Origin of the sequence: Burkholderia lata (genome assembly GCF_902499025.1) — a bacterium.
Classification (GTDB): domain Bacteria; phylum Pseudomonadota; class Gammaproteobacteria; order Burkholderiales; family Burkholderiaceae; genus Burkholderia; species Burkholderia lata_C.
In genome coordinates this window covers 119,738-138,528 of the sequence record NZ_CABVPW010000020.1, presented here as the reverse complement: position 1 = coordinate 138,528, position 18,791 = coordinate 119,738, and the positions used below count along the sequence as shown (strand labels likewise).

16 protein-coding genes are annotated in these 18,791 nt (G+C 66.2%); 14 read left to right on the top strand and 2 right to left on the bottom strand.

What is annotated here, in order from left to right:
- Positions 1-276 precede the first annotated feature (276 nt).
- Entirely contained in the window at positions 277-1,137 is an 861-nt protein-coding gene (gene pdxY, locus BDI24065_RS21230) for a pyridoxal kinase PdxY (protein ID WP_041492785.1), read from the bottom strand.
- Positions 1,138-1,310: 173 nt separating this feature from the next.
- On the opposite strand from pdxY, the gene BDI24065_RS21225 reads away from it, so the two are divergent.
- Complete coding sequence (locus BDI24065_RS21225) at positions 1,311-2,372, top strand: alpha/beta fold hydrolase (protein ID WP_175032922.1); 1,062 nt, start codon at positions 1,311-1,313, stop codon at positions 2,370-2,372.
- Positions 2,373-2,409: 37 nt separating this feature from the next.
- Here BDI24065_RS21225 and BDI24065_RS21220 read toward each other — a convergent pair whose 3' ends face one another.
- The gene (locus BDI24065_RS21220; protein WP_089450174.1) at positions 2,410-3,408 is read right to left on the bottom strand and encodes an LLM class flavin-dependent oxidoreductase; all 999 of its coding nucleotides are present in this window, start codon (positions 3,406-3,408) and stop codon (positions 2,410-2,412) included.
- A 640-nt stretch (positions 3,409-4,048) separates the two neighbouring features.
- Between BDI24065_RS21220 and hpnI the strand changes: the two genes are divergently transcribed.
- From hpnI to astD, 13 genes are all read left to right on the top strand, one after another.
- On the top strand, positions 4,049-5,224 hold the full coding sequence (gene hpnI, locus BDI24065_RS21215) for a bacteriohopanetetrol glucosamine biosynthesis glycosyltransferase HpnI (protein WP_175032921.1): 1,176 nt from the start codon (positions 4,049-4,051) through the stop codon (positions 5,222-5,224).
- Between the two features lie 136 nt (positions 5,225-5,360).
- Positions 5,361-6,803, top strand: a complete 1,443-nt coding sequence (gene hpnJ / locus BDI24065_RS21210; RefSeq protein ID WP_368040786.1) for a hopanoid biosynthesis associated radical SAM protein HpnJ — start codon at positions 5,361-5,363, stop codon at positions 6,801-6,803.
- A gap of 3 nt (positions 6,804-6,806) precedes the next feature.
- Positions 6,807-7,691, top strand: coding sequence for a hopanoid biosynthesis-associated protein HpnK (hpnK, locus tag BDI24065_RS21205; RefSeq protein WP_124616135.1), 885 nt, complete (start codon positions 6,807-6,809; stop codon positions 7,689-7,691).
- On the top strand, positions 7,688-8,731 hold the full coding sequence (locus tag BDI24065_RS21200) for a lysylphosphatidylglycerol synthase domain-containing protein (protein ID WP_175032919.1): 1,044 nt from the start codon (positions 7,688-7,690) through the stop codon (positions 8,729-8,731). Before hpnK ends, BDI24065_RS21200 begins: the two co-directional genes overlap by 4 nt.
- 87 nt (positions 8,732-8,818) lie before the next feature.
- The gene (locus BDI24065_RS21195) at positions 8,819-9,376 is read left to right on the top strand and encodes a hypothetical protein (protein ID WP_011351454.1); all 558 of its coding nucleotides are present in this window, start codon (positions 8,819-8,821) and stop codon (positions 9,374-9,376) included.
- A 276-nt stretch (positions 9,377-9,652) separates the two neighbouring features.
- Positions 9,653-10,342, top strand: a complete 690-nt coding sequence (locus BDI24065_RS21190; RefSeq protein ID WP_011351455.1) for an ABC transporter permease — start codon at positions 9,653-9,655, stop codon at positions 10,340-10,342.
- Entirely contained in the window at positions 10,339-11,052 is a 714-nt protein-coding gene (locus BDI24065_RS21185; RefSeq protein ID WP_011351456.1) for an ABC transporter permease, read from the top strand. The genes BDI24065_RS21190 and BDI24065_RS21185 overlap by 4 nt, the downstream gene beginning before the upstream one ends.
- A gap of 20 nt (positions 11,053-11,072) precedes the next feature.
- On the top strand, positions 11,073-11,873 hold the full coding sequence (locus tag BDI24065_RS21180) for an ABC transporter ATP-binding protein (protein ID WP_175032918.1): 801 nt from the start codon (positions 11,073-11,075) through the stop codon (positions 11,871-11,873).
- Between the two features lie 22 nt (positions 11,874-11,895).
- Positions 11,896-12,939 carry a GlxA family transcriptional regulator gene (locus BDI24065_RS21175; protein WP_039348267.1) on the top strand — a complete coding sequence of 348 codons (1,044 nt, stop codon included), beginning with the start codon at positions 11,896-11,898 and terminating at the stop codon, positions 12,937-12,939.
- A 1,022-nt stretch (positions 12,940-13,961) separates the two neighbouring features.
- Positions 13,962-15,194 carry an aspartate aminotransferase family protein gene (locus tag BDI24065_RS21170; RefSeq protein ID WP_175032917.1) on the top strand — a complete coding sequence of 411 codons (1,233 nt, stop codon included), beginning with the start codon at positions 13,962-13,964 and terminating at the stop codon, positions 15,192-15,194.
- 30 nt (positions 15,195-15,224) lie between these two features.
- Entirely contained in the window at positions 15,225-16,277 is a 1,053-nt protein-coding gene (gene aruF / locus BDI24065_RS21165) for an arginine/ornithine succinyltransferase subunit alpha (protein WP_175032916.1), read from the top strand.
- The gene (gene astA / locus BDI24065_RS21160; RefSeq protein ID WP_175032915.1) at positions 16,274-17,320 is read left to right on the top strand and encodes an arginine N-succinyltransferase; all 1,047 of its coding nucleotides are present in this window, start codon (positions 16,274-16,276) and stop codon (positions 17,318-17,320) included. The genes aruF and astA overlap by 4 nt, the downstream gene beginning before the upstream one ends.
- A 7-nt stretch (positions 17,321-17,327) precedes the next feature.
- Entirely contained in the window at positions 17,328-18,791 is a 1,464-nt protein-coding gene (astD, locus tag BDI24065_RS21155) for a succinylglutamate-semialdehyde dehydrogenase (RefSeq protein ID WP_175032914.1), read from the top strand.

Sequence of the window (18,791 nt, the reverse complement as noted above, 5' to 3'; positions counted from 1 at the left end):
CGTTATCGTGCGGTAAAGGGGGAGCCGATTGGCAGGACCTGCTGGAAGGGCGCGCCCGGGTCGCAGGATGCGGCTGCGCCCGGTCGTGCCGCCGCGAGCATAGCGAGGAATCGGTGTCATTCATGTGAAGTGCGGAAACGTTTGCATCCGCATCGAAGCGATATCGAAGCAGCGTCGGGACACGTGTCGCCGGCGGTCGCGGTGCGGCGCGGATGGGGCGGGAAAGCGGCGCGGCGCGAGATGCGCGTCGGTGAAGCGGAGGGCGATGCCGGTGCGTCAGGCGTCCGTCACCCACGCGCCGAACCATTCGCTCGGGCGCGCGATTTCGTCCTGCGCGGCGACGAGTTCGAGCTCGTAGCGGCGCGCATCGTAGGTGGCTTTCACGACCGCGTGCACGGCCGCGAGCGTGTGCTCGAACGCGGCGCGCACGGAGTCGCCGCGCAGCCGGCATGCGACGAAGATCGCGCTGGTCAGGTCGCCGACGCCGACCGGATGGCGCGGAAACGCGTATAGCGGGCGCTGGCCGATCCACGCTTCGGTTTCGGTGACGGCGAGCATGTTGAAACGATCGGCCGGGCTGTTGCGGTCGTGCAGGTGCTTGACGAGGATGATCTGCGGGCCGCGGCGGATCAGCGCGCGGCAGGCTTCGACGGCTTCGGCGACGGTTTCGATGCGCCGCCCGGCGAGTTTCTGCAGTTCGGTGTGGTTCGGCGACATGCCGTCCGCGAGCGCCGGCATCTCCTGGACCATGAACTCCTCGACGCCGGGCTCGGGCCGGATGCCGCCCGTCTGGCCCATCGCCGGATCGCAGAAGTACCACGCGTTCGGGTTCATCGCCTTCACCGAGCGGACGATTTCGACGGCTGCACGCGCCTGCGGCGGCGAGCCGAGGAAGCCGGACAGCACGGCGTCGCAGCGCTTGAGTGCGCCGATCGCGGCGATGCCGTCGACGAGCTGCTCCATCTTCGCGGCATCGATCGCGCTGCCGGCCCAGTGGCCGTACTGCATGTGATTCGACAACTGGACGGTATTGAGCGGCCAGACGTTGATGCCGAGGCGCTGCATCGGGAACACGGCCGCACTGTTGCCGGCATGGCCGTAGATGACGTGCGACTGAATGCTGAGGACGTTTTTCATGGGAATCGCCTGCACGCGTTTCAGGGTCACGTCACACGATACCCGAGTTCGTTGCGCGCGCGGAAGTCGCGCGGCCCCGGAGTGTTGCGCGCCGTCGTCAGCGCGACCGCGTAGAATCGCGGGGCGCGAGGCGGCCCGGCTGCCCGCGTGCGTTTCCAATCACCGTGATCGCCATGCTTTCGATTCGCAAGATGTTGTTTGCCGCGCGCGCCGCCGTGCTCGGCACGGGTGTCGCCGTTGCGTGCGCCATGCCTGCCATGGCGGCCGCCGCGTCGCCTGCCGGCAACGACGGGCCCGTGTATGGCCCGCGCCTGGAAGGGTTCACCTATCCGGCGCCCGTGCATCTGTACACGTTCGTGTCGCAGCGCGAAACGCTCGAGATGGCGTACCTCGACGTGCAACCCGTGCACCCGAACGGCCGCACTGTCGTGCTGCTGCACGGGAAGAATTTCTGCGCGGCGACCTGGGAGGACACGATCGGCGTGCTGAGCCGTGCCGGCTATCGCGTGATCGCGCCCGACCAGATCGGCTTCTGCAAGTCGTCGAAGCCCGATCGCTACCAGTACAGCTTCCAGCAGCTCGCGCGCAACACGCACGCGCTGCTCGAATCGGTGGGCGTGAAGTCGGCGACGATCGTCGGCCACTCGACGGGCGGGATGCTCGCGATGCGCTACGCGCTGATGTATCCGAAGGCGACCGACCAGCTCGTGCTCGTGAACCCGATCGGCCTCGAGGACTGGAAGGCGCTCGGCGTGCCGCCGCTGTCGGTCGACTACTGGTATGCGCGCGAACAGAAGACCACGGCCGACGGCATCCGCCGCTACGAGCAGGGCACGTACTACGCGGGCAAGTGGTCGCCGTCGTACGAGCGCTGGGTGCAGATGCTGGCCGGGATGTACCGTGGCGCGGGTCGCGATGCGGTCGCGTGGAACTCCGCGCTGATCTACGACATGATCCTCACGCAGCCGGTGGTCTATGAACTCGGTGCGATCCGCGTGCCGACGCTGCTGATGATCGGCGACAAGGACACGACCGCGATCGGCAAGGACGTCTCGCCGCCCGACGTGCATGCGAAGCTCGGCCACTATCCGGAGCTCGCGAAGCGCACGCAGGCCGCGATTCCCGGCGCGCAGCTCGTCGAATTCCCGGCGCTCGGGCACGCGCCGCAGATCCAGGACCCGGACGCGTTCCACAAGGCGCTGCTCGACGGGCTGGAGGCCGTGCACCCGCAGTGACGCGGGGGCCGGCCGCAGGCGGCCCGGGTGCGTGCCGTCAGCGCGTTTCGCTCGCGAGTTCGTCGCGGATCTGCGCGGTCAATTCGAACGAACGCAGCCGTGCCGCGTGATCGTAGATCTGTGCGGTGACGATCAGCTCGTCGGCCCCCGTCTGCGCGATGCGGTCGCGCAGCTTGTCGCGCACCGTGTCGCGCGAGCCGACCGCCGCGAACGACAGCGAATGCGCAACGGTCGCGAGCTCGAGCTCGTTGGCCTCCAGCACGTCGACGGGCGGCGGCAGCTTGCCCGGCGTGCCGCGCCGCAGATTGATGAACTGCTGCTGCAGCGACGTGAACAGGCGGCGCGCCTCGTCGTCGGTATCGGCGACGAACACGTTCACGCCCACCATCGCATGCGGTTTCGGCCATGCGGCCGACGGCCGGTACTGCGCACGGTAGATCTCGAGCGCGCGCATCAGGTAATCCGGCGCGAAGTGCGACGCAAATGCGAACGGTAGCCCGAGCATCGCGGCGAGCTGGGCGCTGAACAGGCTCGAGCCGAGCAGCCACACGGGCACGTCGAGCCCTGCGCCGGGTACCGCGCGCACGCGCTGGCCGGGCACCGGCTCCGCGAAATAGCGCTGCAGCTCGGCGACATCGTCCGGAAACGAGTCGGCGCTGCCGATCAGGTCGCGGCGCAACGCGCGCGACGTGGTCTGGTCGGTGCCGGGCGCACGGCCGAGGCCGAGATCGATGCGCCCCGGATACAGCGACGCGAGCGTGCCGAACTGCTCGGCGATCACGAGCGGCGCATGGTTCGGCAGCATGATGCCGCCCGAGCCGACCCGGATCGTCTGCGTGGCGCCCGCGACATGGCCGATCACGACGGCAGTGGCCGCGCTCGCGATGCCGGGCATGTTGTGATGCTCGGCGAGCCAGTAGCGCTGGTAACCCCAGCGTTCCGCATGCTGCGCGAGGTCGACGGTGTTGCGGAACGCCTGGGACGCGTCGGCGCCGGCGGGAATGGGGGCGAGATCGAGTACGGAAAACGGAGTCATCGGGTAGCCTTCGAAAGGGGCGCGCGCGGTGATGCGCTTACGCAACAAATGCCAAGGATTTTGCCAAAGGGTTCCGGAACGTGCTGGAGGCGGCCCGATACCCATGCGCCTTTCAGGGATGCAGGGTCGAATTCGGCGATCGTTGCAAAAATCAATTCAATCGCTGATTAATTACCAATCTTTACGGCGATTGGGTGTGAATCCGCATCGACGTACAAATTTGCACGAAACGTTTGATTTTCAAGACTGCAATACGCCTGCAAACCGCTTACGCTAACGTGAACGCGCGTGCGCCGAAATGGTTCGCCGACTGCGCAGCTTTGCCGGAATTGCACCAGTCCGTTTCGCGTAGTGCCGAGCGCGGGGTGCCGCAGGCTGCTAAAATCCGGCGCCTACCCATGTTGTGCCGAAGGTAGCCATACGAATCTTCCCGCATCCCGTCCGGGCGTCGCGCGGAGATGCACCACGCGAAGTCGGGCATGGTCGGATCCGAAGGATGGGTCGAGCCTTCCCCATTTACAGACGCTGCTGGAACAAGGAGTCGGGTCGTGCCCGCGTTCGTCGTTGTCGGAATACCGAATCACGCTCAATCATGCTCAAGCGTTCTCCATGGCGTTCAGGTCGCCGGGAGGCGTCGCGCATGACGGCAACCGCAACGATGCTCGACTGGCTCCTGATCGTGTTCACGCTGGCCGCGGCCGGCTATGCGCTCGTCGCGGCGTTCGCGCCGCGGCCGCGTACGCCGCGCACGGCCGTGCGCGACGGCTTCGAGCCGGTCAGCGTGCTCAAGCCGCTGTGCGGCGCGGAGCCGCACCTGTACGAAAACCTCGCGACGTTCTGCGAGCAGCGCCATCCGCGCTATGAAGTGCTGTTCGGCGTCGCGTCGGCGGCCGATCCGGCCATCGGCGTGGTCGAGCGGCTGCGCGCCGATTATCCCGAGTGCGACATCACGCTCGTGATCGACGCGCGCGTGCACGGCAAGAACCTGAAGGTCAGCAACCTGATCAACCTCGCCGAGCGGGCGAAGTACGGCCGCATCGTGATTGCGGACAGCGATATCGCGGTGAAGCCCGACTATCTGGAGCGCGTGACGGCGCCGCTCGCCGACGTGTCGGTCGGTGTCGTCACGTGCCTGTATCATGCGCGCAGCGTCGGCGGGTTCTGGACGCGGATCGGCGCGCAGTTCGTCGATGCATGGTTCGCGCCGTCGGTCCGGATCACGCACCTCGGCCGCTCGAGCCGCTTCGGTTTCGGCGCGACGCTGGCGTTGACGCGCGACACGCTCGACCGCATCGGCGGCTTTCCCGCGCTGAAGGACGAGCTGGCCGACGATTTCTGGCTGGCCGAGCTGCCGCGCCGTCTCGGGCGACGCACCGTGCTGTCGGAAGTCGAGGTCGCGACCGACGTGATCGAGCCGTCGTTCGGGCCGCTGTGGCACCGCGAGACGCGCTGGCTGCGCACGATCCGTTCGCTGAACCCGGCCGGTTTCGCGTTCCTGTTCATTACGTTTACCGTGCCGTGGCTCGCGATCGGCGCGGCGCTCGCGCTGCGCCTCGACGGAACCTTCGCCGGCTCGCTGGCGGGCGGGGCGGCCGTGGTGGGCGCGTTCGGGCGGCTCGTGCTGCACGCACGCGGCGAGGACGGCTGGCGCGCGTTCTGGCGCGACCTGCCGCTCGTCGCGGTGCGCGACACACTGCTCGCGCTGGAGTGGCTCGCGGCCGCGTTCGGCACGCACGTCGTGTGGCGCGGCGCGAGGATGACGGTCGTCGGCGGCGAACGCGCGACGGCGGCAGTGGAAGCAGTGGACGGCCGCTAGGGCCGTTCCGACCGAACCCGGCCCGAGGGCCGAGACGCGTTGCGCGGCGTGGCTGCGCGGCGTGACATGACAGAGAGGCGGGCGCCGGCAGGGCGGCCCGCGGTTTTTTGACTGAATCGTTGTGACGAATCGAACTATGCAGGCTACCGGAGCATTCATGAAAACGCTGTTCTTGCAGGCCCCTTCGTATGACGGCTTCGACGGCGGAGCCGGCTCGCGCTATCAGGCGAAGCGCGAAATCCGTTCCTTCTGGTATCCGACGTGGCTCGCGCAGCCGGCCGCACTCGTGCCGGGCAGCCGCGTCGTCGACGCACCGGCCGACGGCCTGTCGGTCGAGGAAACGCTGAAGATCGCGAACGACTACGACCTCGTGATCATCCACACGAGCACGCCGTCGTTCCCGACCGACGCGATGTTCGCGCAGGACCTGAAGAAGATGAAGCCGTCGTTGCTGGTCGGCATGGTGGGTGCGAAGGTGATGGTCGATCCGCACAACTCGCTCACGGCGAGCGAGGCAATCGACTTCGTGTGCCGCGAGGAATTCGACTTCACCTGCAAGGAAATCGCCGAAGGCCAGCCGTTCCCGCAGATCAAGGGCTTGAGCTGGCGCGCGAAGGACGGCTCGATCGAGCACAACGAAGCGCGTCCGATCCTCGAGAACATGGACGAACTGCCGTTCGTCGCGCCCGTCTACAAGCGCGACCTGAAGATCGACAACTACTTCATCGGCTACCTCAACTATCCGTACGTGTCGATCTACACGGGCCGCGGCTGCAAGTCGCGCTGCACGTTCTGCCTGTGGCCGCAGACGGTCAGCGGCCATCGCTACCGCACGCGCTCGGTCGAGAACGTGATCGCTGAAGCGAAGTGGATCCGCGACAACATGCCGGAAGTGAAGGAACTGATGTTCGACGACGACACCTTCACCGACGACCTGCCGCGCGCCGAAGCCATCGCCATCGGCCTGGGCAAGCTCGGCATGACGTGGTCGTGCAACGCGAAGGCGAACGTGCCGTACAAGACGCTCAAGGTCCTGAAGGAAAACGGCCTGCGCCTGCTGCTGGTCGGCTTCGAATCCGGCGACGACCAGATCCTCGTGAACATCAAGAAGGGCGTGCGCACCGATTTCGCGCGCCGCTTCAGCGCGGACTGCAAGAAGCTCGGCATCAAGATTCACGGTACCTTCATCCTCGGCCTGCCGGGCGAGACGCAGGAAACCATCAAGAAGACGATCGAGTACGCGAAGGAAATCAATCCGCACACGATCCAGGTGTCGCTCGCCGCGCCGTATCCGGGCACGACGCTCTACAAGCAGGCCGTGGAAAACGGCTGGATGGAAGAGAACAAGACCATCAACCTGGTGAGCAAGGAAGGCGTGCAGCTCGCGGCGATCGGCTATGCGCACCTGTCGCGCGACGAGATTTATCACCATCTCGAGCAGTTCTATCGCCAGTTCTACTTCCGTCCGTCGAAGATCTGGGAGATCGTCCGCGAGATGCTGACGAGCTGGGACATGATGAAGCGCCGCCTGCGCGAAGGTGTCGAGTTCTTCCGCTTCCTGCGCGCACACGAGGCCTGATTCGTGGCGACGCAGCCGGCGGCGCGGGCGCTGATCTTCACCGCGGACGACTTCGGGCTGCACCCGCGTGTCAACGCGGCGGTCGAGCGCGCGCACCGCGACGGCGTGCTGAACGCCGCCAGCCTGATGGTCGGCGCGCCCGCCGCGCAGGATGCGATCGAACGCGCGCGGCGGCTGCCGTCGCTCGCGGTCGGCCTGCATCTCGTCCTCGCGGACGGGCCGGCCACGCTGCCCGCGCATGAGATTCCCGCGCTCGTCGGCCCCGACGGGCGCTTCGGCGATGCGATGGCGAAGGACGGCTGCCGTTTCTTCTTCCTGCCGCACGTGCGTGCGCAACTGCGCCGCGAGATCCGCGCGCAGTTCGACGCGTTCGCGGCGAGCGGCCTGCCGCTCGACCACGTGAACGCGCACAAGCATTTCCACCTGCATCCGACCGTGCTGTCGATGATCATCGAGATCGGCCGCGACTACGGGCTGCGCGCGGTGCGGCTGCCTTACGAGACATCCGCGCCCGCGCTGCTCAAGCCGTGGATCGCGCTCGTGCGCGCGCGGCTCGACCGCGCCGGGCTCGCGCACAACGACTACGTGGTCGGGATCGAGCATACGGGTGCGATGGACGAGGCCGTGCTGCTCGACGCACTGGCCAAGCTGCCGCCGGGCGTCGGCGAGATCTATTGCCATCCGGCCGAGGCCGGCGACGGCCCGATCACGCCGACGATGGCCGGCTACCGTCCGGTGGACGAACTCGATGCGCTGCTGTCGCTGCGTGTCGCGGCCGCGCTGAAGGCGGCAGGCGTCGCGACCGGCGGCTTTGCCGACGTGTTCGGCCAACCCGCCGCACGGCGCGGCGCACCAGCGTCGCGCGCACCGGGAGCGCAGCCGTCATGACCAAGTGGATCAAATGGCTCGGCTGGCCGCTCGGCATCGGCATCCTGCTCGCGCTGGGGCTGCACGAAGGCATCGGCGACGTATCGCAGATGCTCGCGCGCGCCGGTTACGCGCTGCTGTGGCTCGTGCCGTTCCATGCGCTGCCGCTGCTGCTCGACGCGTACGCGTGGCACCTGCTGCTCGACAAGCGCTCGTCGCTGCCGTTCCTGTGGTGGATCGCGACTGTCCGCGAAGCGGTGAACCGGCTGCTGCCGGTGGTCGGGATCGGCGGCGAGCTGGTCGGCATTCGGCTCGCGCGCTGGCAGGTGCCCGACGCGAGCCGCGTGACGGCGTCGGTGATCGTCGAGGTGCTCGTGACGATCGTCGTCCAGTATGCGTTCGCCGCGCTCGGCCTCGTGCTGCTGCTCGCGACGACGGACAACATGGGCGGCGGCACGATCGGCCTCGCGCTGCTGCTCACGCTGCCGCTGCCGGTGCTCGGCGTCGTGCTGATGCGCCGTGGCGGCATCTTCCATGCGATCGAGCGTTTCGCGGGCCGCCTGCTCGGCGATTCGCACCGGCTGCTGCAGGGCGTCGACGGCAAGCGGCTCGATGCCGACATCGATGGGCTGATGTCGCGCACGGGCCTGCTGTTCAGCGCGTTCTTCTGGCAGCTGGCCGGCTACATGCTCGGCGCGCTCGAAATCTACTGGGCGCTCGCGCTGCTCGGCCATCCGGTGTCGATCGGCGGCGCGATCGCGATCGAGGCGATGACGCAGGCCGTGCGCCATGCGGCGTTCATGGTGCCGGGCGGCCTCGGCGTGCAGGAGGCGACCGTCGTGCTGCTCGCGCAGATGTTCGGCGTCGATCGCGAGACGGCGCTGTCGCTCGCGCTGGTCAAGCGTGGCCGCGAGGTGCTGTTCGGCTGCCTGGCGCTCGGTTCGTGGCAGCTTGCCGAACTCGTGCGCACGCGGCGCCGCATCGGTGTGCCGCCGGCCGTGCCGCGCGCGCCGCAAGCGGCGACCCGCGTGGCCGAGACTGAAACCGAAACGATGCATTGAACACGAGACGGGCCGCGCGCCCGTCTCGCGCTTTTGGCGTTGCACGGGTATCCTTGCCGCGTGTTTTCTCGACGTGCATTTCTTCCGATGAATTTCCGTTTCCGGCTGCTTCCCGTGACGATGCTGGCCGCCGCGCTGGCGCTGACCGGCTGCGACGACAAGCAAGGCAACCTCGACGTGCAACGTATCAGGGACTTCTTCAACGCGATCAAGCCCGCGCCGCTGCTGCTGAAGGGGCTGAAGGTCGGCGAATCGACCGAGGCCGACGTGCGCGGCACGATGGGCAAGCCCGAGACCGAGCGCGACTTCACCGACGGCTCGAAGCGTCTCGAATACCCGCGCGGCCCGATGGGCAACCAGACGTGGTTCGTCGATCTCGATGCGAACGGCCGCTACACGGGCGCGACGCAGGTGCTCACTGCCGAGAATTTCGCGAAGGTGCGCCCGGGGATGAACGAGGACGAGGTGCGGCGCCTGCTCGGCAAGCCCGGCGACATCGCGCAGTATCCGCTCAAGCCCGAGATCGTCTGGAGCTGGCGCTGGCTCGAGGACGGCGTCAACACCGACGCGTTCTTCAACGTCCATTTCGGCCCGGACGGGCTTGTCTATACGACTTCGCGCTCCGACATCCTGAAGGGACGGTAAGCGCAGCCGCAGCCGTCTTCGGCGCTATATCGAAAAAGCGACCGGAAAATTGCAAAAAGTCCGCTTCCCTGCCCGTTATCCGGTTGTCAGGGAGCGGCTTTTTCCCTTTTGAAACAGCGGCGTAGGCCGCAGTTGCAAATGATGGGACGGATTGTTGCGACGCAGCAATCGCGTGCAAGGTGGTTTGAGGCAATCAATTTCGCTTGCGACTATCCGCGTCAGCCCGGCGCGGGACAGGCATACGCGTCGGCAACCATTCCAACTCTGGAGACGCGCGTGTTCCTTTACGGCTTTGGTCCTGTCCTCTGGGCCGGCACCGTGCAGACCATCGAGCTGTCGGTGCTGTCGCTCGCCACTGCGGTGGCGCTGGGGCTGATCGGCGCGGTGGCGAAGCTGTCGCACAACCGGGTGCTGCGAGCGATCGCGACCGGTTATACGACGCTGATTCGCTCGGTGCCCGATCTCGTCCTGATGCTGCTGTTGTTCTACAGCATCCAGATCTGGCTGAACCAGTTCACCGATTTCGTCGGCTGGGACCAGATCGACATCGACCCGTTCGTGGCCGGCGTGCTGACGCTCGGCTTCATCTATGGTGCGTACTTCACCGAGACGTTCCGCGGCGCGTTCCTGTCGGTGCCGCGCGGCCAGCTCGAAGCCGGTGCGGCGTACGGGATGAGCGGCGCGCGCGTGTTCGCGCGGATCATGTTTCCGCAGATGATGCGCTTCGCGCTGCCCGGGATCGGGAACAACTGGCAGGTGCTCGTGAAGGCTACCGCGCTGGTGTCGATCATCGGCCTCGCGGACGTCGTGAAGGCCGCGCAGGACGCCGGCAAGAGCACGTTCAACATGTTCTTCTTCATCCTCGTCGCGGCGCTGATCTATCTCGCGATCACGACCGTTTCCAACCTCGTGCTGATCCAGCTCGAGAAGCGTTATTCCATGGGCGTGCGGCACGCAGATCTATGATCGAAATTCTCCAGGAATTCGGCCAGGCGTTCCTTTACTGGGACGGCCAGCGCCTCTCCGGCCTCGCGGTGACGCTGTGGCTGCTCGTCGCGTCGATTTCGCTCGGCTTCGTGTGCGCGGTGCCGCTCGCGGTTGCGCGCGTATCGAAGAACAAGTGGGTCTCGACGCCGGTGCGGTTCTACACGTACGTGTTCCGCGGCACGCCGCTTTACGTGCAGTTGCTGCTGCTCTACACGGGCATGTACAGCCTTGAGTTCGTGCGTTCGCACTCGCTGCTCGACGCGTTCTTCCGCAGCGGCTTCAACTGCGCGATTCTCGCGTTCGCGCTGAACACCTGCGCGTACACGACCGAGATTTTCGCGGGCGCGATCCGTGCGATTCCGCACGGTGAAGTGGAGGCTGCGCGTGCGTACGGGATGTCGCCGTTCACGATGTATCGCCGCGTGATCCTGCCGTCGGCGCTGCGCCGCGCGCTGCCGCTGTACAGCAACGAGGTGATCCTGATGCTGCACGCGACGACAGTCGCGTTCACGGCGACCGTGCCGGACATCCTGAAGGTTGCGCGCGACGCGAATTCCGCGACCTACATGGCGTTCCAGTCGTTCGGGATCGCCGCGCTGATCTATCTTGCGGTATCGTTCGCACTCGTCGCGGCGTTTCGCCGCGCGGAGCGCCACTGGCTTGCGTATCTCGCAGCCGCCCGTCATTGAATCACTTCGAGGAGAGCCAGTTGGCCGAGATCACTCAAACGAGCGCTGCCGCTTCCACCAAGCTTGCCGCGGTCGACATTCACAAGCGCTACGGCGACAACGAAGTGCTCAAGGGCGTATCGCTGAACGCGAAGGCCGGTGACGTCATCAGCATCATCGGCGCGAGCGGCTCGGGCAAGAGCACGTTCCTGCGCTGCATCAATTTTCTCGAGCGGCCCAATGCGGGGCAGATCGTCGTCGACGGCGAGGCCGTGCGCACGAAGGCCAACCGCGCCGGCGCGCTCGAAGTCGCCGATCACAAGCAGCTGCAGCGCATCCGCACGAAGCTCTCGATGGTGTTCCAGCACTTCAACCTCTGGGCGCACATGAACGTGCTCGAGAACGTGATGGAAGCGCCGGTGCACGTGCTCGGCATTTCGAAGAAGGAAGCCGAGGAGCGGGCGCGCGAGTACCTGGAGAAGGTCGGCTTGCCGCCGCGTGTCGAGAAGCAGTATCCGTCGCATCTTTCGGGTGGCCAGCAGCAGCGCGTGGCGATTGCGCGTGCACTGGCGATGCATCCGGACGTGATGTTGTTCGACGAGCCGACGTCGGCACTCGACCCGGAGCTGGTGGGTGAAGTGCTGAAGGTGATGCAGAAGCTGGCCGAGGAAGGCCGCACGATGATCGTCGTCACGCACGAGATGGGTTTCGCGCGCAATGTGTCGAACCACGTGATGTTCCTGCATCAGGGGCGGACCGAGGAAGAGGGCGATCCGAAGGAAGTGCTGGTACGCCCGCAGAGCGAGCGGCTGAAGCAGTTCCTGTCGGGCAGTCTCAAGTAACGCGACAGGGCAGGTTTCAACCGTGGTACCGGTGTCTCGTCCCGCAGGCGCCACCCGCACGACGCAGGTGGCGATCGTTGCATTGCCGCCCGTGTCGATGTCGGGCGTGGGTCCGATCGTCGATGCGCTGAACCTCGCGAACGAGATCGACGGTCGGCTGCTGTATCGCTGGCAGGTGTGTTCGTGGGACGGGCGGCCCGTGCCGCTCGCCGGCGGTGCGCAGTGGCATGCCGATGCGGCGTTCAACGATGCGATCGCGTGCGACTGGGTCATCGTCGTGTCGGAGCGGTTTCAGCAGTTTGCCGACTATCGGTTGTTTCTCGCGAGTCTCGCGAGGGTGGGGCAGCGGACGCCGGTCGTGACCGGGATTCACCACGGTGTGTGGTGGCTCGCGATGGCCGGGCAGCTTTCCGGATATCGCGTGAGCGTGAACTGGGAGACGTATCAGCAGTTCGCCGAGCAGTTCGAACGGTCGATCGTCACGCAGCAGATTTTCGAGATCGATCGCGATCGGGCTACCTGTGCGGGTGGGCAAGCCACCGTTGACTTCATGCTGGCCATGATTGGCCGGGAACATGGGCCTGACCTCGCGGAGCGGATTGCCGATGCGCTCGGCGCCGGGACGCTGCGGAGTGGCGAGGAGCGGCAGCGGATTCCTTTCGTTACTGCGCCGGGCGAGCGGCATCCTCGGTTGAACGATGCTTTGCTTTTGATGGAAGCCAATGTCGAGGATCCTTTGACTACCGATGAGATCGCCGAGCTGGTTGGCGTTTCACGCCGGCAACTGGAGCGGCTCTTTCGGCAGTATCTCGGGGCGATGCCCTCCAAGTATTACCTCAATCTTCGGTTGCTCAAGGCTCGGACTCAGTTGCAGCGGACCAGCAAGTCGGTCGTTCAAGTCAGTCTCGCCTGTGGGTTTTCTTCCGCTGCGCACTTTTCTAACGCTTACCGCGAAAGGTTTGGGGTTACGCCTCGGGAAGATCGGCGAGCGTGGCTCGAGAAGCAGACGGGCGGTGGTGGGGAGCCGCGTGGGGGCGCGCTTGTCGAGCGCGGTGCCAAGGATTGATTCTGTTTTTGGTGGTTCGCTTTTGTTTTTCGTGAAGCACCTGTGATCTTGTCGGTCTATTAGCGTCGCCCCTGCGCGGGGCGGCGGTTACTTTTCTTTGTCTTGCCAAAGAAAAGTAACCAAAAGAAAGGCGCCCGGAGAACGCATGACTTCCCGGTGCCATGGTCGTCAGAGTGGATCGCGCCTAAGTGTCCGCGCCAGTCAGGAGGACGGAGTGGTTCGAGCAATGGTTCTGACACCCTCCACTACTCGACAGAGCGGTATACCGCCCGCTAGCTCCGCCCTCGCTTCGCTCGGCCGACAGGTACATCCCCTCCAGTAACGCGCTAGGTCAATCAGTTCCAGCAATCACGGGCAAGCACCCCGAATTCAACGAATCAAGGCGTCCCCTCGTTCGCAAGGAAAAAGGGACGCAGCATGCACTCACACCGTTATCGAACACGCACTGATGGCAAGCAGTCCGACAGGTGCGATTGGTGTGAGTAAAGAGGGGCCTTGGTTTGTTGATGCAGCCCGGCAGAAGCATGCAAGCGCATGCAATGCGACGTGAAGCACTTTGCAGCCGAGCGTAGCGAGGATGGAGCTGGCGGGCGGTATACCGCTCTGTTGGGTAGTGGAGGGTGTCAGAACCATTGCTCGAACCACTCCGTGTTCGTGACTGGCGCGGACACTTAGGCGCGATCCACTCTGACGACCATGGCACCGGGAAGTCATGCGTTTTCCGAGCGCCTTTCTTTTGGTTACTTTTCTTTGGCAAGACAAAGAAAAGTAACCGCCGCCCCGCGCAGGGGCGACACTAATAGACCGACAAGACAGCAGGTGCTTCACGCCAAACGCAGGCGAACCGCCCAAAAAGCCTCAAAATACCGCCACCAAACCTCGACCCACCGCGCCCGAGAGGGCAAAAACAAACCGCACTATCCGCTTCCGATAGAACCCGTCGCAATTCCGCAAGACGCTTGCGTCACCCTTACCTAAACTTGATCCTGTTGAACCCTCTTACGAAACCGAAAGGAACGACCATGACGACCTCGACCGTGAACCGCCAGACATTCGATGAAGTGATGGTGCCGGTATTTTCCCCCGCGCCGTTCGTGCCGGATCGCGCAGAGGGATCCCGCGTGTGGGACACGGCCGGCCGCGAATACATCGATTTCGCGTGCGGCATCGCCGTGACGTCGCTCGGCCACGGCCACCCGGAACTGCTGAAAGTCCTGGACGAACAAAGCCGCAAGCTCTGGCACATCGGCAACGGTTACACGAACGAGCCGGTGCTGCGCCTCGCCAAGCGCCTCGAGTCGCTGACCTTCGCCGACCGCGCATTCTTCGCGAACTCGGGCGCGGAAGCGAACGAAGCCGCGCTGAAGCTCGCACGCCGCGTCGCGTTCGATCGCCACGGCGTCGATAAAGCCGAAATCATCTCGTTCGTGCAGTCGTTCCACGGCCGCACGTTCTTCACGGTCAGCGTCGGCGGCCAGCCGAAGTACTCGGAAGGCTTCGGCCCCGTGCCGGCCGGAATCAAGCACCTGCCGTACAACGACATCGAAGCCGCGAAGGCCGCAATCGGCCCGCAAACCTGCGCAGTAATCGTCGAGCCCGTGCAAGGCGAAGGCGGCGTGATCCCGGCCGATCCGGCGTTCCTGAAGGCACTGCGCGAAGCCTGCGACGCACACGGCGCACTGCTGATTTTCGACGAAGTGCAAACGGGCGTCGGCCGCACGGGCCAGTTCTACGCGTACATGGACACGGGCGTCACGCCGGACATCCTGACGACCGCGAAGGCGCTCGGCAACGGCTTCCCGATCGGCGCGATGCTGACGACGAACGAACTCGCTGCGCACTTCAAGGTCGGCGTGCACGGCACGACGTACGGCGGCAACCCGCTCGCATCGGCAATCGCCGACAAGGTCGTCGAACTGATCGGCGACCCGGCACTGCTCGAAGGCGTGCGCGAACGCAGCGTGCGCCTGAAGGGCGCGCTCGAACGCATCAACGCGCGCTTCGGCATCTTCAAGGACGTGCGCGGCAAGGGCCTGCTCGTCGGCGCGGAACTCACCGCCGCATTCGACGGCCGCGCGAAGGACTTCGTCACCGCCGCCGCCGAGAACGGCCTGATCATGCTGATCGCCGGCCCGAACGTGCTGCGCTTCGTGCCGTCGCTGGTGATCCCGTTCGACCTGCTCGACGAAGGCATGAAGCGCTTCGAGAAGGCAGTCGAACAAGTGCTCGCCGCCCAGGAAGCCACCGCGCGCTGATCGGCGCACCCATCGCAGACAGGAACGACGATGCTATTTGTTCGCCCCGGCAAACTCACGGATCTCGATGCGCTCGCGCACATGGCGCGCACCGCGCAGCCGGTCCTGCACTCGCTGCCGCACGACCGCGCGGCGCTCGAAGCGCGCGTGGCGCTCTCCGAGGATTCGTTTCGCGCGGACGTCGACTTCGCCGGCGAGGAGTTCTACCTCTTCGTGCTCGAGGATTCGTCGACGGGCAAGCTGCTCGGCACGGCGAGCATCGTGGCCGCAGCCGGCTACTCGGAACCGTTCTACGCGTTCCGCAACGACGCACTGATCCACGCGTCGCGCGAGCTGCACGTGAACCGCAAGATTCACGCGCTCACGATGTCGCACGAGCTGACCGGCAAGAGCCGGCTGGCGGGCTTCTACGTCGATCCGTCGCTGCGCGGCGACGCGGCCGCGCACCTGATCTCGCGTGCGCGGATGATGTACATCGCCGCGAACCGCCGCCGCTTCACGCCGGAAGTGTTCACGCTGCTGCTCGGCGTGAGCGACGGCAACGGCGCATCGCCGTTCTGGGAAGCGGTGGGCCGCAAGTTCTTCGGCCGCGATTTCACCGACGTCGACATCGCGTCGGGCGGCCGCAGCCGTACCTTCATCGCGGAAGTGATGCCGGCGTATCCGCTCTACGTGCCGCTGCTGCCGGAAGCCGCGCAGCGCGTGCTCGGCGAGCCGAACGAATCGGCGCTGCTCGCCTACGACATCCATCTCGAGGAAGGCTTCGAACCCGACCGCTTCGTCGACATCTTCGACGCAGGCCCGGTGCTGACCGCACAGGTCGACCGCACCGCGTGCGTGAAGCACGGCGCCGAGCGCGTCGTGCGCGAAGCGGCGCACCAGCAGGGCGACGTGGCGTACATGGTGTCGACGGGCAGCGGCGAATCGTTCCGCTGCGTGCTGGCCGACCTGCCGGGCGATGCGGGCGATGCACCGCTCGCGAGCGACGTGCGCGCGGCACTCGATGTGAAGGATGGCGATGTCGTGCGCTGCGTGCCGCTGCACCGCCGCGACGATGAGGATTTGAAGGGAGACGCAGCATGATCGTCGTTCGGGTCGTACAAACGGGCGACGTCGACGCGCTCGTGTCGCTCGCGAAGGAAACCGGGCCGGGCCTGACCACGTTCAAGCCGGACCGCGACGCGCTCGCCGCGCGCATCGAGCGCACGCGCCGCACGCTCGCGGGCGAGGCGGCGGCCGGCGAGGCCGGCTACTTCTTCGTGATGGAAGAATCGAAGACGGGCGACATCGCGGGCGTATGCGGAATCGAGACGCAGGTCGGCCTCGAACAGCCGTTCTACAACTATCGCGTGAGCACGGTCGTGCACGCGAGCCAGGAGCTCGGCGTATGGACGCGGATGTCTGCGCTGAACATCTCGCATGACCTGACGGGCTATGCGGAAGTGTGTTCGCTGTTCCTGAGCCCGCGCTATCGCACGGGCGGCGTGGGCGGCCTGCTGTCGCGCTCGCGCTTCATGTTCATCGCGCAGTTCCGCGAGCGCTTTCCGGAACGCATCTGCGCGGAATTGCGCGGCCACTTCGACGAAGACGGCACGTCGCCGTTCTGGCGCGCAGTCGGTTCGCACTTCTACCAGATCGATTTCAACGCGGCCGACTACCTGAGCTCGCACGGCCGCAAGTCGTTCCTCGCGGAACTGATGCCGCGCTATCCGGTGTACGTCGACCTGCTGCCGCAGGACGCGCAGGACGCAGTCGGCCTCACGCACCGCGATACGCTGCCGGCCCGCAAGATGCTCGAGGCGGAAGGGCTGCGCTACCAGAATCACGTCGACATCTTCGACGCGGGCCCCGTGCTCGAATGCCACGTCAACGACCTGCGCACGGTGCGCGAGAGCGTCGTCGTGCCGGTCGCGATCGGCGTGCCCGACGCGAGCGAAAGTGCGTGGGACGGCCATCCGCCGAAGTCGCTCGTGTCGAACACGTCGCTCACCGATTTCCGCGTCGGCGTCGCGCCGGGCGTGGTCGCGAACGGCTCGTTCGTGCTGTCGGCGGAAGACGCCGTCGCGCTCGACGTGAAGGCCGGCGATCCGGTGCGCGTGCTGCCGCTCAAAGTCAAACAGGGATAAACGAATCATGACGGAACTCTTCATCGACGGCGCCTGGGTCGCAGGCTCGGGCCCCGTGTTCGCTTCGCGCAACCCGGGCACCGACGAGATCGCGTGGCAGGGCGAAAGCGCGTCGGCGGCCGACGTCGACCGTGCGGTCGCGAGCGCGCGCCGCGCATTCGCCGGCTGGTCGGCGCTCGACTTCGAATCGCGCTGCGCGATCGTCAAGCGTTTCGCCGCGTTGCTCAACGAGCGCAAGGAGGCCATCGCAACCGCGATCGGCCGCGAGACGGGCAAGCCGCTGTGGGAAGCGCGCACCGAAGTCGCGTCGATGGCCGCGAAGGTCGGCATCTCGATCCAGGCGTACCAGGAACGCACCGGCGAGAAGCGCCAGGACATGGCCGACGGCGTCGCGGTGCTGCGTCACCGCCCGCACGGCGTCGTCGCGGTGTTCGGCCCGTACAACTTCCCCGGCCACTTGCCGAACGGCCATATCGTGCCCGCGCTGATCGCCGGCAATGCGGTCGTGTTCAAGCCGTCGGAGCTCGCACCGGGCGTCGCGCGCGCAACGGTCGAAGTGTGGAAGGACGCGGGCTTGCCGGACGGCGTGCTGAACCTCGTGCAGGGCGAGAAGGACACGGGCATCGCGCTCGCGAACCATCGGCAGATCGACGGGCTGTTCTTCACGGGCAGCTCGGATACCGGCACGCTGCTGCACAAGCAGTTCGGCGGCCGTCCGGAAATCGTGCTCGCGCTCGAGATGGGCGGCAACAACCCGCTCGTGATCGGCGAAGTCGAAGATATCGACGCGGCCGTCCATCACACGATCCAGTCGGCGTTCCTGTCGGCCGGCCAGCGCTGCACGTGTGCGCGCCGCATCTTCGTGCCGCAGGGCGCGTTCGGCGACCGCTTCCTCGCGCGCCTCACCGACGTCACGTCGAAGATCACGGCCGACGTGTTCGATGCCGATCCGCAACCGTTCATGGGTGCGGTGATCTCGGCGCGTGCGGCGGCGAAGCTCGTCGACGCGCAGTCGCGCCTGGTCGAGCAGGGCGCGAAGCCGATCATCGCGATGACGCAGCGCGACCCGCGCCTCGGCTTCGTGAACGCGGCGATCGTCGACGTGACGGGCGTCGCGAACCTGCCCGATGAAGAACATTTCGGCCCGCTCGCGCAGATCGTCCGCTACGCGACGTTCGACGAAGCGATCGAACGCGCGAACGACACGGCGTTCGGCCTGTCCGCCGGCCTGCTCGCCGACGACGCGAAGGTGTGGGAACACTTCCGCCGCACGATCCGCGCCGGGATCGTCAACTGGAACCGCCCGACCAACGGCGCATCGTCCGCCGCGCCGTTCGGCGGCACGGGCCGCTCGGGCAACCATCGCCCGAGCGCGTACTACGCGGCCGACTACTGCGCGTATCCGATGGCGTCGGTGGAGAGCACGCAACTGACCTTGCCCGCGAGCCTGTCGCCGGGCCTGCATTTCTGA

Bases quoted from the DNA above. Each gene is read 5' to 3' on its own strand.
- BDI24065_RS21185 (WP_011351456.1), top strand. From the start codon at position 10,339: ATGATCGAAATTCTCCAGGAATTCGGCCAGGCGTTCCTTTACTGGGAC.
- BDI24065_RS21225 (WP_175032922.1), top strand. From the start codon at position 1,311: ATGCTTTCGATTCGCAAGATGTTGTTTGCCGCGCGCGCCGCCGTGCTC.
- BDI24065_RS21220 (WP_089450174.1), bottom strand. From the start codon at position 3,408: ATGACTCCGTTTTCCGTACTCGATCTCGCCCCCATTCCCGCCGGCGCC.
- BDI24065_RS21170 (WP_175032917.1), top strand. From the start codon at position 13,962: ATGACGACCTCGACCGTGAACCGCCAGACATTCGATGAAGTGATGGTG.
- aruF (WP_175032916.1), top strand. From the start codon at position 15,225: ATGCTATTTGTTCGCCCCGGCAAACTCACGGATCTCGATGCGCTCGCG.
- astD (WP_175032914.1), top strand. From the start codon at position 17,328: ATGACGGAACTCTTCATCGACGGCGCCTGGGTCGCAGGCTCGGGCCCC.
- pdxY (WP_041492785.1), bottom strand. From the start codon at position 1,137: ATGAAAAACGTCCTCAGCATTCAGTCGCACGTCATCTACGGCCATGCC.
- astA (WP_175032915.1), top strand. From the start codon at position 16,274: ATGATCGTCGTTCGGGTCGTACAAACGGGCGACGTCGACGCGCTCGTG.
- hpnI (WP_175032921.1), top strand. From the start codon at position 4,049: ATGACGGCAACCGCAACGATGCTCGACTGGCTCCTGATCGTGTTCACG.
- BDI24065_RS21195 (WP_011351454.1), top strand. From the start codon at position 8,819: ATGAATTTCCGTTTCCGGCTGCTTCCCGTGACGATGCTGGCCGCCGCG.
- hpnJ (WP_368040786.1), top strand. From the start codon at position 5,361: ATGCAGGCTACCGGAGCATTCATGAAAACGCTGTTCTTGCAGGCCCCT.
- BDI24065_RS21200 (WP_175032919.1), top strand. From the start codon at position 7,688: ATGACCAAGTGGATCAAATGGCTCGGCTGGCCGCTCGGCATCGGCATC.